The organism is Erwinia sp. PPS120 (assembly GCF_047918655.1).
GTDB classification, from domain to species: Bacteria; Pseudomonadota; Gammaproteobacteria; order Enterobacterales; family Enterobacteriaceae; genus Erwinia; species Erwinia tasmaniensis_A.
Window position 1 is genome coordinate 74,336 of sequence record NZ_JBLREF010000001.1, and the last position, 17,592, is coordinate 91,927.

At 54.0% G+C, this 17,592-nt stretch carries 14 protein-coding genes and 2 tRNA genes; all 16 read left to right on the plus strand.

Annotated elements, in window-relative coordinates; genetic code table 11:
- The first annotated feature begins 6 nt into the window (after nucleotides 1–6).
- The 16 genes from ftsH to ACLRGG_RS00440 all read left to right on the plus strand — a co-directional run bounded on the left by ftsH (nucleotide 7) and on the right by ACLRGG_RS00440 (nucleotide 17,469).
- Entirely contained in the window at nucleotides 7–1,917 is a 1,911-nt protein-coding gene (gene ftsH / locus ACLRGG_RS00365) for an ATP-dependent zinc metalloprotease FtsH (protein ID WP_067706010.1), read from the plus strand.
- 140 nt (nucleotides 1,918–2,057) lie between these two features.
- Nucleotides 2,058–2,894, plus strand: coding sequence for a dihydropteroate synthase (folP, locus tag ACLRGG_RS00370; protein ID WP_416247892.1), 837 nt, complete (start codon nucleotides 2,058–2,060; stop codon nucleotides 2,892–2,894).
- Nucleotides 2,895–2,897: 3 nt separating this feature from the next.
- Nucleotides 2,898–4,232: a phosphoglucosamine mutase gene (glmM, locus tag ACLRGG_RS00375; RefSeq protein ID WP_416247893.1), complete on the plus strand. Its 1,335-nt coding sequence runs from the start codon at nucleotides 2,898–2,900 to the stop codon at nucleotides 4,230–4,232.
- Between the two features lie 273 nt (nucleotides 4,233–4,505).
- A complete protein-coding gene (gene secG / locus ACLRGG_RS00380) occupies nucleotides 4,506–4,838 on the plus strand; it encodes a preprotein translocase subunit SecG (RefSeq protein ID WP_067706015.1) in 333 nt (110 codons plus the stop codon).
- A gap of 57 nt (nucleotides 4,839–4,895) precedes the next feature.
- Nucleotides 4,896–4,982: transfer RNA gene (locus ACLRGG_RS00385), tRNA-Leu, on the plus strand.
- Between the two features lie 59 nt (nucleotides 4,983–5,041).
- Nucleotides 5,042–5,118: transfer RNA gene (locus ACLRGG_RS00390), tRNA-Met, on the plus strand.
- A gap of 215 nt (nucleotides 5,119–5,333) precedes the next feature.
- Complete coding sequence (gene rimP / locus ACLRGG_RS00395; protein ID WP_067706295.1) at nucleotides 5,334–5,786, plus strand: ribosome maturation factor RimP; 453 nt, start codon at nucleotides 5,334–5,336, stop codon at nucleotides 5,784–5,786.
- Between the two features lie 24 nt (nucleotides 5,787–5,810).
- Nucleotides 5,811–7,298, plus strand: coding sequence for a transcription termination factor NusA (nusA, locus tag ACLRGG_RS00400; RefSeq protein ID WP_067706016.1), 1,488 nt, complete (start codon nucleotides 5,811–5,813; stop codon nucleotides 7,296–7,298).
- Between the two features lie 25 nt (nucleotides 7,299–7,323).
- A complete protein-coding gene (gene infB / locus ACLRGG_RS00405; protein ID WP_416247894.1) occupies nucleotides 7,324–10,005 on the plus strand; it encodes a translation initiation factor IF-2 in 2,682 nt (893 codons plus the stop codon).
- 202 nt (nucleotides 10,006–10,207) lie between these two features.
- Nucleotides 10,208–10,609: a 30S ribosome-binding factor RbfA gene (rbfA, locus tag ACLRGG_RS00410; RefSeq protein WP_345829138.1), complete on the plus strand. Its 402-nt coding sequence runs from the start codon at nucleotides 10,208–10,210 to the stop codon at nucleotides 10,607–10,609.
- Nucleotides 10,609–11,583 carry a tRNA pseudouridine(55) synthase TruB gene (gene truB / locus ACLRGG_RS00415; RefSeq protein ID WP_416247895.1) on the plus strand — a complete coding sequence of 325 codons (975 nt, stop codon included), beginning with the start codon at nucleotides 10,609–10,611 and terminating at the stop codon, nucleotides 11,581–11,583. The genes rbfA and truB overlap by 1 nt, the downstream gene beginning before the upstream one ends.
- A 76-nt stretch (nucleotides 11,584–11,659) precedes the next feature.
- The gene (gene rpsO, locus ACLRGG_RS00420) at nucleotides 11,660–11,929 is read left to right on the plus strand and encodes a 30S ribosomal protein S15 (protein ID WP_024966694.1); all 270 of its coding nucleotides are present in this window, start codon (nucleotides 11,660–11,662) and stop codon (nucleotides 11,927–11,929) included.
- Nucleotides 11,930–12,238: 309 nt separating this feature from the next.
- Complete coding sequence (gene pnp / locus ACLRGG_RS00425; RefSeq protein ID WP_416247896.1) at nucleotides 12,239–14,377, plus strand: polyribonucleotide nucleotidyltransferase; 2,139 nt, start codon at nucleotides 12,239–12,241, stop codon at nucleotides 14,375–14,377.
- Nucleotides 14,378–14,506: 129 nt separating this feature from the next.
- On the plus strand, nucleotides 14,507–15,391 hold the full coding sequence (gene nlpI, locus ACLRGG_RS00430; protein WP_416247897.1) for a lipoprotein NlpI: 885 nt from the start codon (nucleotides 14,507–14,509) through the stop codon (nucleotides 15,389–15,391).
- A gap of 103 nt (nucleotides 15,392–15,494) precedes the next feature.
- Nucleotides 15,495–15,551, plus strand: a complete 57-nt coding sequence (gene yrbN / locus ACLRGG_RS00435; protein WP_152540238.1) for a protein YrbN — start codon at nucleotides 15,495–15,497, stop codon at nucleotides 15,549–15,551.
- A 16-nt stretch (nucleotides 15,552–15,567) separates the two neighbouring features.
- On the plus strand, nucleotides 15,568–17,469 hold the full coding sequence (locus ACLRGG_RS00440; protein ID WP_416247898.1) for a DEAD/DEAH family ATP-dependent RNA helicase: 1,902 nt from the start codon (nucleotides 15,568–15,570) through the stop codon (nucleotides 17,467–17,469).
- The last annotated feature ends 123 nt before the right edge of the window (nucleotides 17,470–17,592 follow it).

The window sequence follows — 17,592 nt, forward strand, 5'->3', positions numbered from 1 at the left end:
AGTGACATGGCGAAAAACCTGATTCTTTGGTTAGTCATCGCAGTCGTGCTGATGTCTGTTTTCCAGAGCTTTGGGCCCAGCGAGTCGAATAGCCGCAGGGTTGATTACTCAACCTTCCTGTCCGAAGTTAATCAGGATCAGGTTCGCGAGGCTCGTATTAACGGGCGTGAAATCAACGTTACCAAAAAAGACAGTAACCGATACACGACCTACATTCCCGTCAACGATCCTAAGTTACTCGATAACCTGTTGACTAAAAATGTAAAAGTGGTTGGCGAACCGCCAGAAGAACCGAGCCTGCTGGCATCGATCTTTATCTCCTGGTTCCCCATGCTGTTACTTATTGGCGTCTGGATCTTCTTCATGCGTCAGATGCAGGGCGGCGGCGGAAAGGGCGCGATGTCCTTTGGCAAGAGCAAAGCTCGCATGCTGACGGAAGATCAGATCAAAACCACCTTTGCCGATGTCGCGGGTTGTGACGAAGCGAAAGAAGAAGTGAGCGAGCTGGTTGAATACCTGCGCGAGCCCAGCCGCTTCCAGAAACTCGGCGGTAAAATCCCGAAAGGCGTGCTGATGGTTGGCCCGCCGGGTACCGGTAAAACGCTGCTGGCGAAAGCCATTGCGGGCGAAGCGAAAGTGCCGTTTTTTACCATTTCCGGTTCTGACTTTGTTGAAATGTTCGTTGGTGTGGGTGCGTCCCGCGTCCGCGACATGTTCGAACAGGCTAAGAAAGCGGCACCCTGCATTATTTTTATCGATGAGATCGATGCGGTAGGGCGGCAGCGTGGCGCAGGTCTGGGCGGTGGTCACGATGAGCGTGAGCAAACGCTGAACCAGATGCTGGTAGAGATGGACGGGTTTGAAGGCAATGAAGGTATTATCGTCATTGCGGCAACTAACCGCCCGGACGTACTTGACCCTGCGCTGCTGCGTCCAGGCCGCTTTGACCGTCAGGTCGTGGTCGGATTGCCGGACGTGCGTGGACGTGAGCAAATTCTGAAAGTGCATATGCGCCGTGTTCCTCTATCGCCGGATATTGATGCTTCAGTGATTGCACGCGGTACTCCAGGCTTCTCTGGTGCGGATCTGGCGAACCTTGTTAACGAGGCGGCGCTGTTTGCAGCCCGTGGTAACAAGCGTGTTGTTTCGATGGTTGAGTTCGAAAAAGCGAAAGACAAAATCATGATGGGTGCGGAACGTCGCTCTATGGTGATGACCGAATCGCAAAAAGAGTCAACGGCATATCACGAAGCAGGCCACGCCATCATTGGTCGGCTGGTGCCTGAGCATGACCCGGTACATAAAGTGACGATTATTCCTCGCGGTCGTGCACTCGGCGTGACGTTCTTCCTGCCTGAGGGAGACGCCATCAGCGCCAGCCGTCAGAAGCTGGAAAGCCAGATTTCGACCCTGTACGGCGGCCGTCTGGCCGAAGAGATCATCTACGGCGTTGAGCATGTTTCTACCGGTGCCTCTAATGACATCAAGGTAGCGACCTCAATTGCACGTAACATGGTTACGCAATGGGGCTTCTCAGAGAAGCTTGGCCCACTGCTGTACGCAGAGGAAGAAGGTGAAGTCTTCCTGGGTCGTTCAGTAGCAAAAGCGAAGCATATGTCTGATGAAACCGCGCGTATTATCGATCAGGAAGTGAAGCTGCTGGTTGAAGGCAATTACCAGCGCGCACGCCGTATTCTGAATGAAAACATGGACATTCTTCACTCAATGAAAGACGCGTTGATGAAGTATGAAACCATTGATGCTCCGCAGATTGACGACCTGATGGCCCGACGTGAAGTGCGTCCGCCAGCGGGTTGGGAAGATCCGGGCACCAACAATTCTGACAGCAACGGTACGCCTAAGGCGCCACGTCCGGTAGACGAACCGCGTACGCCGAATCCAGGCAACACCATGTAAGCAGAGGCGAGCGACAAAGAAATTCTGTCCAGTCTCGAAAAAAGCGAAACCCCGGCACAGTCCGGGGTTTTTTTATGTCCTCGCAGTCACTAAGCTATTGGCCAACCGATATCATACCCCGTTTGGAGAATTCCCCCGCTATGAAGCTTTACGCCCAGGATTCCGTGCTTGACCTGTCGCATCCCCACGTTATGGGTATTTTAAATGTGACGCCTGATTCATTCTCAGACGGCGGCAAGCATAATGAGCTTATCCAGGCGCTGATTCATGCCAATGAAATGATTAATGCCGGCGCGACGATTATTGATATCGGCGGAGAGTCAACGCGCCCGGGGGCCGATGAGGTCAGCGTAGAAGAGGAGCTGGCGCGCGTTATTCCGGTGGTTGAAGCCATCTCGCAGCGCTTTGAAGTCTGGATCTCGGTCGATACCTCAAAGCCTGAGGTGATCAGAGCGTCAGCGCGCGCCGGAGCGCATATTATCAATGATATCCGTTCGCTCAGGGAGCCGGGTGCGCTGGAAGCCGCCTCTGAGACAGGGTTACCGGTATGCCTGATGCATATGCAGGGTGAGCCGCGTACCATGCAGCAGGCGCCAAAATATAGCGATCTGCTTCAGGACGTTGACGCATTCTTTGTTCAGCAGATTGCACGCTGTGAAGCGGCAGGGATTAAAAAAGAACAGCTGCTGCTCGACCCGGGATTCGGTTTCGGTAAGAATCTCTCCCATAATTATCAGCTTTTGGCGCACCTGGCTGATTTCCACCACTTCGGGCTTCCGCTGCTGGTCGGTATGTCGCGGAAAAGCATGATAGGGCAGCTGCTAAACGTTGGGCCATCGCAGCGCCTGACCGGCAGCCTGGCCTGTGCGGTCATCGCCGCCATGCAGGGGGCGCAGATCCTGCGCGTCCATGATGTCAAAGAAACCGTTGAAGCGATGCGGGTCGTCGAAGCAACACTGTCAGCGAAGGAAGACTAAGTTATGAGCAAGCGTAAGTATTTTGGTACCGACGGCATCCGCGGCAAAGTAGGTGAGCCGCCTATCACTCCGGACTTCGTGCTGAAACTGGGTTGGGCAGCCGGGAAGGTGCTGGCAAGAAACGGTTCAAAAAAAATCATCATCGGTAAAGATACGCGTATTTCCGGTTATATGCTGGAATCTGCCCTTGAAGCCGGGCTGGCGGCGGCCGGTCTGTCTGCGGCCTTTACCGGCCCGATGCCGACGCCTGCCATCGCCTACCTGACCCGAACATTCCGGGCCGAAGCGGGCATTGTAATTTCCGCGTCGCATAATCCATTTGATGATAATGGTATTAAGTTCTTTTCCATCGAAGGAACGAAGCTTCCCGATGATGTTGAAGAGGCCATAGAGGCGGAAATGGAAAAACCAATCACCTGCGTCGAATCTGCCGAACTGGGCCGCGCAAGCCGCATCGTTGATGCCGCCGGGCGCTATATTGAGTTTTGCAAGGGCACCTTTCCCAGCGAGCTGAATCTGAACGGCTTGAAAGTCGTGGTGGACTGCGCCAACGGCGCTACCTATCACATAGCGCCTAACGTGCTGCGCGAGCTGGGCGCCACGGTGATATCAATCGGCGTTCAGCCGGATGGCATGAATATCAACAAAGAGTGTGGCGCGACGGACGTGCGCAAGCTGCAGGAACGCGTCCTGGCTGAAAAAGCGGATATTGGCCTGGCCTACGACGGGGATGGCGATCGCATCATGATGGTGGACCACCTTGGCCATAAGGTCGATGGCGATCAGATACTCTATATCATCGCGCGCGAAGGATTACGCCAGGGCCAGCTGCGCGGGGGGGTAGTGGGTACCCTGATGAGCAACATGGGGCTGGAGCTGGCATTGAAACAGCTGGGCATTCCCTTCGCGCGGGCAAAAGTTGGCGATCGCTACGTATTGGAGAAGCTACAGGAAAAGGGCTGGCGCCTGGGGGCAGAGAACTCCGGCCACGTTATCCTGCTCGACAAAACCACCACCGGAGATGGCATTGTGGCGGGTCTACAGGTGCTCACTGCGATGGTACGTAATCATATGAGCCTGCATGATTTGTGTAGCGGTATGAAGCTGCTACCGCAGATACTGGTCAATGTCCGCTTCAGTGGCAGCAACGATCCACTGGCCGACGAACGGGTCACTGCGGCAACCGCCGCCGCAGAAGCCGAGCTGAACGGACGCGGTCGCGTGTTGCTGCGCAAGTCCGGGACCGAACCGCTTATCCGCGTCATGGTGGAAGGTGAGGATGAAGCACAGGTTAACGCGCTTGCACACCGGATCGCCGATGCGGTTAAAGCCGTTTAAAGGCAGAGTACGCGACGCGTAATAAACCGGAATGGGCTGATAAGCCGATATTTCTTCTACCTGGTGGCCGGCCTTTTCCGTTTACTTATTGCGCACTCAACAGCCTTTTGTCGTTTTTTTCTGCAAACGATCGCACGACTGTAAATTGCCCTTGCGTAGGGTGCGCGCTTTGGTTAGTATTCACACCCGCTTCTGATGGGTAGTGGCAACGCTATCTCTCTAAATGGTTTGAAGCTTTTGATGTGCGGTAACCGCGCAAGGAACAGGTTGAATATGTACGAAGCTCTTTTGGTAGTTTTCCTTATTGTGGCGATCGGCCTTGTAGGTTTGATTATGCTGCAGCAAGGTAAAGGCGCTGATATGGGCGCGTCGTTTGGTGCAGGATCTTCCGCAACGCTCTTTGGTTCTAACGGCTCAGGCAACTTTATGACCCGTATGACCGCAGTGCTGGCGGCATTGTTCTTCATCATCAGCTTGATTCTGGGTAACCTCAATAGCAACAAAACTCAGAAAGGAAGCGAGTGGGAAAATCTGACTCAGCCCGCACAGTCGCAGCAGAGCCAGCCAGCTAAGCCGGCAGCGCCGGGTAGCGACATCCCACAGTAAGCAGTAAAAGCAGTAACCATTTCGACGCGACAGAAATAAAAAAGTCGCCTCTTTAGTGCCGTGGTGGTGGAATTGGTAGACACGCTACCTTGAGGTGGTAGTGCCCGCATGGGCTTACGGGTTCAAGTCCCGTCCTCGGTACCAAATCTCAGTATTGCTTGCATTTCGTGCAAGTTTGGCGTAGTATTTGCCACGTTTTCGGACGCGGGATGGAGCAGCCTGGTAGCTCGTCGGGCTCATAACCCGAAGGTCGTCGGTTCAAATCCGGCTCCCGCAACCACTTTCTCTTAGAGTTCTTTTTCAAATATACTGTTTGCACTGATTACTGGCGCATCAATAGCAGTTTTTTGAAAAAAATTCTTTTGGATTGTGCCGAACCGCCAGTGATGGCGTACAGGGTCCAGTCGCAAAAAGCCCCGAATTTTCGGGGTTTTTTGTTATCAGGAAACAGCATACTGGGCTATTAAGCCCTTTTTTTATGTCTTGGGGGTGGGCTTGTCCACATTAGAGCAAAAATTAACAGCGCTGATTTCAGCACCGGTAGAAGCGCTAGGCTACGAACTGGTTGGTATTGAGTTTGTACGCGGTCGCACATCCACGTTGCGCATCTATATTGATAGTGAAGATGGCATCACTGTTGACGATTGTGCCGATGTAAGCCACCAGGTAAGCGCCGTGTTTGACGTTGAAGATCCGATTACCGTCGCTTATACCCTTGAAGTCTCTTCACCAGGCCTGGAGCGTCCTCTCTTCACCGCTAAGCATTATACGCAATTCATCGGTGACGAAGTGAGCCTGGTACTGCGTATGGCCGTACAGAACCGCCGCAAGTGGCAGGGAATCATTAAAGCTGTAGAAGGTGAAATGGTGACTGTTGCCGTTGAGGGTAACGATGAAGTGTTCGCGCTGAGTAACATTCAGAAAGCGAACCTGGTTCCCCACTTTTAAAAGTCCGGATTGAGGCATACCAGGATGAATAAAGAAATCTTAGCTGTTGTTGAGGCCGTATCTAACGAGAAATCCCTTCCTCGCGAGAAGATTTTCGAAGCGCTGGAGAGCGCACTGGCAACGGCAACAAAGAAAAAATACGAGCAAGAAATTGACGTTCGCGTCAGCATCGATCGCAAAAGCGGCGATTTTGACACCTTCCGCCGCTGGGTTATTGTTAATGAAGTGACCCAGCCGACGCGTGAAATCACGCTCGATGCCGCACGTTTTGAAGACGAGTCCCTGGACGTCGGCGGATTTGTTGAGGATCAGATTGAATCTGTCACCTTTGACCGTATCACTACCCAGACCGCCAAACAGGTTATCGTGCAAAAAGTGCGCGAAGCCGAGCGTGCGATGGTTGTGGACCAGTTCCGCGAGCAGGAAGGTGAAATCATCACCGGCGTGGTAAAAAAGGTCAATCGCGACAATATCTCTCTGGATCTGGGCAACAATGCGGAAGCGGTCATTATCCGTGAGGATATGCTGCCGCGCGAAAACTTCCGTCCGGGCGACCGTATTCGTGGTGTTCTGTACGCAGTTCGCCCCGAAGCCCGTGGTGCCCAGCTTTTCGTCAGCCGTTCAAAACCTGAAATGCTGATCGAACTCTTCCGTATCGAAGTGCCGGAAATCGGCGAGGAAGTGATTGAAATTAAAGCCGCCGCGCGCGATCCCGGCTCTCGTGCCAAGATTGCCGTGAAAACCAACGACAAGCGTATCGATCCTATCGGTGCCTGCGTCGGTATGCGTGGTGCGCGTGTTCAGGCAGTGTCCAGCGAGCTGGCCGGTGAGCGTATTGATATCGTGCTGTGGGATGATAATCCCGCGCAGTTCGTGATCAACGCCATGGCGCCTGCGGATGTTGCCTCTATCGTGGTGGATGAAGATAATCACACCATGGACATCGCCGTAGAAGCCGGAAATCTGGCTCAGGCGATAGGCCGTAATGGCCAAAACGTGCGTCTGGCTTCACAGCTGAGTGGCTGGGAGCTGAACGTGATGACGGTCGACGATCTTCAGGCTAAGCATCAGGCTGAAGCCCACGCTGCTATCGATGTCTTTACCAAATATCTTGATATTGATGAAGATTTCGCCACCATGCTGGTTGAAGAGGGCTTCTCCTCACTTGAAGAGCTCGCGTATGTTCCCATCAATGAACTGTTGGAAATCGACGGGATGGATGAAGATACGGTAGAAGCGCTGCGCGATCGGGCAAAAAATGCGTTAACGACCCTGGCGCTGGCAAAAGAAGAGAGCCTGGGTGAAAACCAGCCGGCAGAAGATTTGCTGAATCTGGAAGGTCTGGATCGTGAACTGGCATTTAAGCTGGCGGCGATTGGCGTATGCACGCTGGAAGATCTTGCCGAGCAGGGTGTTGACGATCTGTCAGATATTGAGGGCCTGAGCGATGAACGGGCCGGTGAGCTGATTATGGCTGCACGTAATATCTGCTGGTTCGGCGACGACGCGTAATAAACTGTAAGCAGGAAGGAACAGCATGACAGATGTAACCGTAAAATCGCTGGCCGCAGAGATTCAGACCCCGGTAGAACGCCTGGTACAGCAATTTGCTGATGCAGGGATCCGCAAGTCTGAGACAGATTCTGTGACCCAGCAGGAAAAAGAGACGCTCCTTAGCCATCTGAACCGCGACCATAACGGCGGTTCTGGTAAACTTACTCTGCAGCGCAAAACGCGCAGCACCCTGAACGTGCCGGGCACCGGCGGTAAAAGCAAAGCGGTGCAGATTGAAGTCCGCAAAAAGCGCACCTATGTAAAAGGCGATCCTGCAGAAGCTGCTCAGGCAGAAGCAGAAGAGCAGGCACAGCGTGAAGCGGAAGAACTGGCTCGTCGTGAGGCTGAAGAGAAAGCCGCGCACGAAGCTCAAGAGAAAGCGAAGCGTGAAGCCGAGGAGCAGGCTAAGCGTGAGGCAGCTGATAAAGCCAAACGTGAAGCAGCGGAAAAAGAAAAAGTGAGCAATCAACATACCGACGAAACAACCCGGGCGGCCCAGTCAGACAAAGCCCGCCGCGAAGCTGAAGCCGCAGAGCTGAAGCGTAAAGCTGAAGAAGAAGCGCGTCGCAAAATCGAAGAAGACGCGAAGCGCGTAGCGGAAGAGGCCCGTAAAATGGCGGAAGAAAAAGGCTCAGAGTGGGCTGAAGCGGAAAAAGAAGTCGAAGACACTTCTGACTATCATGTCACCACGTCCACCCACGCGCGTGCCGCGGAAGACGAAAACGATGCCAAGGTAGAAGGCGATCGTCGTACGCGTCCAGCGAAAGCGCCTCGCCAGAAGAAGGGCAACAAGCATTCTGAAGCGAAAACCGACCGTGAAGAAGCGCGCGCGCAGTTCCGCGGTGGTAAAGGCGGCAAGCGCAAGCCAAGCACGCTGCAGCAGGGCTTTAACAAGCCTGCTCAGGCTGTTAACCGCGACGTTGTCATCGGTGAGACTATCACCGTGGCCGAGCTGGCTAACAAAATGGCGGTGAAGGGTTCTCAGGTCATCAAAGCGATGATGAAGCTGGGTGCCATGGCGACCATTAATCAGGTTATCGATCAGGAAACTGCCCAGCTGGTTGCGGAAGAAATGGGTCACAAAGTGACGCTGCGCCGCGAGAATGAGCTGGAAGAAGCGGTGATGAGCGATCGTGACACTCAGGCTGAACGTGAGTCTCGTGCGCCAGTCGTGACCATCATGGGCCACGTTGACCACGGTAAAACGTCTCTGCTCGACTATATCCGTTCGACCAAAGTCGCCTCTGGCGAAGCGGGCGGCATTACCCAGCATATCGGTGCTTACCACGTTGAAACTGACAGCGGTATGATCACCTTCCTGGACACGCCGGGACACGCCGCGTTTACCGCAATGCGTGCTCGTGGTGCCCAGGCGACAGATATCGTCATCCTGGTTGTTGCAGCGGACGATGGCGTTATGCCACAGACGGTTGAAGCTATCCAGCATGCGAAAGCGGCGAACGTGCCGGTTGTTGTCGCGGTGAACAAGTGCGACAAACCTGAAGCTGACCCTGATCGTGTTAAAAACGAACTCACTCAGTACGGGATCATTCCGGAAGTGTGGGGCGGTGAGAACATGTTCGTCAACGTTTCTGCGAAAGCGGGTACCGGTATCGACGACCTGCTGAACATCATCCTGCTGCAGGCTGAAGTTCTGGAGCTGACCGCAGTCCGTCAGGGTATGGCGAGCGGCGTAGTCGTTGAATCCTTCCTGGATAAAGGTCGTGGCCCGGTTGCTACCGTACTGGTGCGTGAAGGTACATTGAACAAAGGCGATATCGTCCTTTGTGGTTTTGAATATGGCCGCGTGCGTGCGATGCGTGATGAGTTAGGGCGTGAAGTCCTGACCGCAGGTCCTTCTATCCCGGTTGAAATCCTGGGGCTGTCGGGCGTTCCGGCGGCAGGTGATGAAGCGACAGTCGTACGCGACGAGAAAAAAGCGCGTGAAGTGGCACTGTATCGTCAGGGCAAATTCCGTGAAGTGAAGCTGGCGCGTCAGCAGAAATCTAAGCTGGAAAACATGTTTGCTAACATGACCGAAGGCGAAGTATCTGAACTGAACATCGTGCTGAAAGCCGACGTACAGGGTTCTGTCGAAGCTATCTCCGACTCCCTGATGAAACTTTCGACTGATGAAGTGAAAGTTAAAATCGTGGGTTCTGGTGTGGGCGGTATCACTGAGACCGACGCCACACTGGCTGCAGCGTCTAACGCTATCCTGGTTGGCTTTAATGTCCGTGCTGATGCCTCTGCGCGCCGCGTCATTGATACTGAAAGCCTGGATCTGCGCTACTACTCCGTCATCTATAATCTGATTGACGAAGTTAAAGCAGCGATGAGCGGTATGCTTGCACCTGAGTACAAACAGCAGATCATCGGTCTGGCTGCGGTACGGGACGTGTTCAAATCACCGAAATTTGGTGCTATCGCCGGTTGTATGGTGACCGAAGGTAACATCAAGCGTCACAATCCTATCCGCGTACTGCGCGACAACGTGGTTATCTATGAAGGCGAGCTGGAATCCCTGCGCCGCTTCAAAGATGACGTCAACGAAGTTCGCAACGGCATGGAGTGTGGTATCGGCGTGAAGAATTACAACGATGTGCGCGTTGGCGATATGATCGAAGTATTCGAAATTATCGAGATCCAGCGTACAATCGATTAATGGTCTCTTGAAAAAGTGACGTATCCGGGAGGCCCAGTGGGCCTCCCGTAGGCTGTGTCCCACCACTAGCTCGCGTCCTGCGTTGTCAGGTTTGAACATAGTCTGCTATGCCCTTCATCTTCCACCTTGATCATGAACTATTGGTATTCCGACGGTCTCAGGATCCAGGGTCGGACACAGCCTTAATCTGGAGAGTTCTAATATGGCGAAAGAATTTGGTCGCCCACAGCGCGTTTCTCAGGAATTGCAGAAAGAGATCGCGATGATTTTACAGCGTGAGATTAAAGATCCCCGTCTGGGCATGATGGTAACCGTGTCAGGCGTCGAAGTTTCACGCGACCTGGCCTATGCCAAAGTGTTTGTCACCTTTCTGAACGATAAAGACGAAGACGCTATCAAAGGTGGCCTGCGGGCGCTTGGCGACGCATCCGGCTATATCCGTTCGCTGCTGGGTAAAGCCATGCGCCTGCGTATCGTGCCTGAGCTAACCTGGTTCTATGACAATTCACTGGTTGAAGGCATGCGCATGTCTAACCTTGTCACTAACGTAGTGAGAAACGACGCCGAGCGTCGTGGCCCTGCGGAAGAAGACAAGGAGGACTGATGAGTCGTCCACGTCGTCGCGGTCGCGACGTCCATGGTGTGCTGCTGCTGGATAAGCCTGGCGGTCTGTCCAGTAATGATGCACTGCAAAAAGTAAAGCGCCTCTTCTCGGCAAACCGCGCGGGTCATACCGGTGCACTGGATCCTCTGGCTACCGGCATGCTGCCAGTTTGCCTGGGCGAAGCCACGAAATTTTCACAGTACCTGCTTGACTCGGATAAGCGCTATCGCGTTATTGCAAAACTGGGACAGCGTACCGATACCTCTGACGCAGAGGGTACCGTCATCAGCGAACGTCCGGTGACGTTTACCGAGCAACAGCTGCTTGAGGCGCTCGACGGCTTCCGTGGGGAAACCCAACAGGTCCCGTCGATGTACTCCGCGCTGAAGTATCAGGGGCGAAAGCTCTATGAGTACGCCCGCGAAGGTATTGAAGTGCCGCGCGAGGCGCGCAGTATCACCGTCTATGATCTGCAGCTTATCCGCTGGGAAGGCGATGAGCTGGAGCTGGAAATCCACTGCTCTAAGGGAACCTACATTCGTACGATTACGGATGACCTGGGAGAACTGCTCGGCTGTGGCGCCCATGTAGCCTATTTACGTCGGCTACAGGTTGCGACCTACCCGGTTGCCAGCATGGTTACGCTTGAGCAGCTGTCGGCGCTGAGTGAAGAAGCGTACGTCAGTGGTAAAACGCCTGCTGATCTGCTGGACCCGCTGCTGATGCCGATGGACAGCCCGGCCGCCGCGTACCCGGAGGTAAACCTCCTGAGTTCGGTTGCCGCTTACTTCAGGCAGGGGCAACCGGTGCAGGCGGGTCATGTTCCTGCTACGGGGCTGGTCCGCGTAACCGAAGGCGAAACGCGCAAATTTATTGGCATGGCAGAAATCGCTGCGGATGGCCGTGTTGCGCCCCGACGGCTGGTCGTGGAATATTCCGACGCGCCATTTGCGAAAGTATCAGGCGCAGAGTAGAATAGCGCGGCTTTACATTGGGTCGCTGAATTAGAGATCGGCACCTGTACATTTATCTTAAATTTGGAGTTGTATCATGTCTCTAAGTGTTGAAACTAAAGCACAGATCGTTGCCGATTACGGTCGCGATGCTAACGACAGTGGTTCTACCGAAGTTCAGGTTGCTCTGCTGACTGCTCAGATTAACCATCTGCAGGGTCACTTCTCTGAGCACAAAAAAGATCACCACAGCCGTCGCGGTCTGCTGCGTATGGTTTCCCAGCGTCGTAAGCTGCTGGATTACCTGAAGCGTAAAGATGTTGCACGTTATACCAGCCTGATCGAGCGTCTGGGTCTGCGTCGCTAAATCTTAGAATCTGCCTTGCCCGGTGCGTTTCAGCGCAATCTGATACGAGAAATGGCTTAAAGGCAGATTTGTGCGAGTTTTGCTAAAAAGGGGCCTCTATGGCCCCTTTTTTCCGCTAAGCGGCAGCATTTTTCGCCAAACTATTGTATTGTTGACACGTGCGATCTTCAGTTGCAGCGTTTCGCGCGGCTAATGAGAGGCTTTGTCCCCGGGGTGGGATTAAGGGTTGTCATTAGTCGCGAGGATGCAAATGAAGATTAAAATTTTTCGGCAGGGTCAGCGCCCTGTCAGAACGTTAAGGATTTAATTTTGCTGAACCCGATCGTAAGAAAATTCCAATATGGTCAGCATACCGTCACTCTGGAGACCGGTATGATGGCTCGCCAGGCCACGGCAGCTGTAATGGTAAGCATGGATGACACTGCGGTATTCGTTACCGTTGTTGGCCAGAAAAAAGCCAAGCCGGGCCAGGGCTTTTTCCCGCTGACCGTAAACTATCAGGAGCGTACCTACGCTGCTGGCCGCATTCCCGGCAGCTTCTTCCGTCGTGAAGGCCGCCCGAGCGAAGGTGAAACCCTGACCTCACGCCTCATTGACCGCCCGGTGCGCCCCCTGTTCCCGGAAGGTTTCGTTAACGAAGTTCAGGTAATCGCGACCGTGGTTTCCGTAAACCCACAGGTCAATCCTGACATCGTGGCGATGATCGGTGCTTCTGCGGCGCTGAGCCTGTCCGGTCTGCCCTTTAATGGTCCTATCGGTGCTGCGCGCGTAGGTTACATTAACAATCAGTATGTGCTAAACCCAACCACCGACGAGCTGAAAGAGAGCAAACTGGACCTGGTTGTTGCTGGTACTCAGGGTGCCGTGCTGATGGTTGAGTCTGAAGCCGAAGTGCTGAGCGAAGATCAGATGCTGGGTGCGGTGGTTTACGGTCACGAGCAGCAGCAGATAGTTATCGACCAGATCAACTCTCTGGTTGCCGAAGCCGGTAAACCACGCTGGGACTGGCAGCCAGAGGCCGTAAACGAATCTCTGACCAGCCGTATTGCCGCGCTGGCTGAATCTCGCCTGAGCGATGCTTATCGCATCACCGAGAAGCAGGAGCGTTACGATCGCGTTGGCGTTATCAAGAGCGAAGTGACCGCTGCGCTGCTGGCTGAAGACGAAAGCCTGAACGAAGGTGAAATCAGCGATATTCTGCACGGTCTGGAAAAAGACGTCGTACGTAGCCGCATTCTTCGTGGCGAACCGCGCATTGACGGCCGTGAAAAAGATATGATCCGTGGTCTGGACGTGCGCACTGGCGTACTGCCGCGCACTCACGGTTCTGCGCTCTTCACCCGTGGTGAGACGCAGGCGCTGGTTACCGCTACCCTGGGTACCGCACGTGACGCACAGAACCTCGATGAGCTGATGGGCGAGCGTACCGACAACTTCCTGTTCCACTACAACTTCCCTCCGTACTCCGTCGGTGAGACCGGTATGGTAGGTTCACCTAAGCGTCGCGAGATCGGCCACGGCCGTCTTGCCAAGCGCGGCGTACTGGCCGTGATGCCGAAGGGTGATGCGTTCCCTTACACAGTACGTGTGGTGTCTGAAATCACTGAATCAAACGGCTCATCGTCAATGGCGTCCGTGTGTGGTGCTTCTCTGGCGCTGATGGATGCCGGCGTGCCAATTAAGGCCGCAGTTGCAGGTATCGCCATGGGCCTGGTGAAAGAGGGTGAAAACTTCGTCGTTCTCTCCGATATCCTGGGCGACGAAGATCACCTGGGTGACATGGACTTTAAAGTGGCCGGTAGCCGTGAAGGTATCACCGCGCTGCAGATGGACATCAAAATTGAGGGCATCACCCGCGAAATCATGCAGGTGGCGTTGAACCAGGCTAAAGGTGCGCGTCTGCACATCCTGGGCGTGATGGAGCAGGCGATCAGTACCCCGCGCGGCGACATCTCTCAGTTTGCTCCGCGTATCCATACCATCAAGATCAGCCCGGACAAAATCAAAGACGTCATCGGTAAAGGCGGCTCGGTTATTCGTGCGCTGACCGAAGAAACCGGCACCACCATCGAGATCGAAGATGACGGTACGGTGAAAATTGCTGCAACCGACGGCGATAAAGCGAAATTCGCTATCCGTCGTATCGAAGAGATCACGGCAGAAATCGAAGTGGGCCGTATCTACAACGGTAAAGTGACCCGCATCGTTGACTTTGGTGCCTTCGTCGCCATCGGTGGTGGTAAAGAAGGTCTGGTGCACATTTCTCAAATCGCTGACAAGCGCGTAGAGAAAGTAACCGACTATCTGCAGATGGGTCAGGAAGTGCCGGTGAAAGTGCTGGAAGTTGATCGCCAGGGCCGCGTACGCCTGAGCATCAAAGAAGCGACCGAGCAGTCTGAACCAGAAGCGGTAACCCCTGCTGTTGCCCCGGCACCAGAAGCGGAATAAAGTCATACTATTAAGCTCTCCGTGTGCGTCACGGAGAGCTGTTTCATCGCGAGGGCAGGACGCGTCACCTTGTGCATGGCAAGCGGATGAACGGACTACCATCCTATTGTTTGTATTCGGGAGTGGGAAATGAAGCCTTTTTTGCGCTGGTGTTTCGTTGCGACAGCTTTAACGCTGGCAGGATGCAGCAACTCTGATTGGCGTAAGAACGAGGTCCTGGCCGTACCTTTGCAGCCCACGCTGCAGCAGGAAGTCATTCTGGCGCGCATGGAACAGATACTTGCCAGTCGTGCCCTTACCGATGATGAACGCGCACAGCTGTTATATGAGCGCGGAGTGTTGTATGATAGTTTAGGTTTGAGGGCACTGGCGCGAAATGATTTTTCACAAGCGCTATCTGTCAGACCGGATATGCCTGAAGTATTCAATTACTTAGGCATATATTTAACGCAGGCAGGCAACTACGATGCTGCCTATGAAGCGTTTGATTCTGTACTTGAGCTTGATCCAACTTACAATTACGCACATTTAAACCGCGGTATCGCCCTGTACTACGGCGGAAGGTTTAAATTGTCGCAAGATGATCTGCTGGCGTTTTATCAAGACGATCCTAACGATCCTTTCCGTAGCCTGTGGCTCTATCTCGACGAAAAAGAGATAAATGCCGACAAGGCCAAAGTTGCGCTACAACAGCGTTACGACAAAGCGGTCAGAGATCAATGGGGATGGAATATTGTCGAGTTCTACCTGGGCAACATCAGCGAAAGTACGCTGATGGAACGTCTCAAGGCAGATGCAACGGATAACACCTCGCTCGCTGAACATCTCAGTGAAACCAACTTCTATTTAGGTAAACACTACCTAAGTCTGGGGGAGAAGGACAACGCAGAAGCGTTGTTCAAGCTGACGGTCGCTAACAACGTACATAACTTCGTTGAGCACCGATATGCATTGTTGGAGCTGGCCTTACTCGGCCAGACACAAGACGATTTATCAGAATCTGACCAGCAATAGCTGACGAACTAATATTGCCTTTTTTTCGAAAAGTCATCATCTTAGCGGATGAGGGCCTTTTTGTTCGTCGAGACCACTAATTTGAGCCGGTTCACACTTTTTGATGAAAATGACTAAATGTTTTCACGACGAGTTATGTAGACTGGCCGCCGCAATCTAAGAGGCACGTGTACTACATGACTGATATTGAAACCACTTTTGCTGACCTTGGCCTGAACGCTGAACTCCTTGAATCACTGAACGGTATGGGCTACGTAAAGCCTTCTCCAATCCAGGCTGAGTGTATTCCTCACCTGCTGGCTGGCCGTGATGTGTTGGGTATGGCGCAGACCGGGAGCGGTAAAACCGCAGCGTTCTCGCTGCCACTGCTTCACAATATTGATAGCAACCTGAAAGCACCGCAGATCCTGGTGCTGGCACCAACGCGTGAGTTGGCGGTTCAGGTTGCAGAAGCCGTAACTGATTTCTCCAAGCATATGCGCGGTCTTAACGTGGTGGCCCTTTACGGCGGCCAGCGTTACGACGTACAGCTGCGCGCCCTGCGCCAGGGACCACAGGTTGTGGTGGGTACGCCTGGACGCCTGCTTGACCACCTGAAACGCGGCACGTTAGATCTGTCTAACCTGCGCGGCCTGGTGCTGGACGAAGCTGATGAAATGCTGCGTATGGGCTTCATCGAAGACGTTGAAACCATCATGTCCCAGATGCCAGCGAATCATCAGACCGCGCTGTTCTCGGCCACCATGCCAGAAGCGATTCGTCGTATCACTAAACGCTTTATGAAAGATCCTCAGGAAGTGCGCATTCAGTCAAGTCTGACTACGCGTCCTGATATCAGCCAGAGCTACTGGACGGCTTACGGTCGTAAAACTGACGCCCTGGTGCGCTTCCTTGAAGCCGAAGACTTTGATGCGGCCATCATCTTTGTGCGTACCAAAAACGCGACCCTGGAAGTGGCTGAAGCCCTGGAACGTAGCGGCTATAACAGTGCAGCACTGAACGGCGATATGAACCAGGCTCTGCGCGAGCAGACGCTGGAGCGCCTGAAGGATGGTCGTCTGGATATTCTGATCGCGACTGACGTTGCAGCCCGTGGTCTGGACGTTGAGCGTATCAGCCTGGTGGTTAACTTTGATATCCCAATGGATGCGGAGTCATACGTTCACCGTATCGGCCGTACCGGTCGTGCAGGTCGTGCTGGCCGTGCGCTGCTGTTCGTTGAGAACCGTGAGCGTCGTCTGCTGCGTAATATCGAACGCACCATGAAGCTGACGATCCCAGAAGTTGAACTGCCGAATGCAGACCTGCTGGGCGAGCGCCGTCTGGCTAAATTTGCCGCTAAAGTTCAGCTACAGCTGGAAAGCAGCGACCTGGACCTGTACCGTGCTCTGCTGGCTAAAATGCAGCCGGAAGAAGACCTGGATATGGAAACGCTGGCCGCCGCTCTGCTGAAAATGGCTCAGGGTGAACGTCCGCTGATCGTGCCTGCCGATCCGGCACCGCGTCCGCGTCGTGAGTTCAAAGAGCGTGACGACCGCCGTGGCGACCGTCCCGATCGTGGTCCACGTGAAAACCGTGAAGGTGGCGATCGTCCACGTCGTGAACGTCGTGACGTTGGCGATATGGAAGTTTACCGTATTGAAGTGGGTCGCGATGACGGCGTGGAAGTTCGCCACATCGTCGGTGCGATTGCGAATGAAGGTGACATCAGCAGCCGTTACATCGGTAACATCAAGCTGTTTGGTACTCACTCAACCATCGAGCTGCCGAAGGGTATGCCCGGTGACATTCTGACGCATTTCACCCGCACGCGTATTCTGAACAAGCCGATGAATATGCAGCTGATTGGTGATGCACAGCCACGCAGCAACGAACGTGGCGGTGAGCGTCGCGGTTCCGGTGCTCCATCACGCGGCGGCTTCGGTGCCCGTGACGGTGCCCCTCGTGGCGATCGTCCTGAAGGCGCACGTCGCTTCAGCGACCGTAATGGCGGCGGTGAGCGTCGTGGCGGCGGTGCAGGCCGTGGTCCACGCCGTGAAGAGGGTGGCGCAGCGCCAACCCGTCGTCGCGACGCATAATCGCATCAGGGTTTAACAACCCTTAATGCTAAAAACCGGTCACACTGTGTGGCCGGTTTTTTTTTGCTCCGATAACGTCGCGCTTTGCCATCCTCTCCTCTCATCCAGTAATGCGGAAGGATT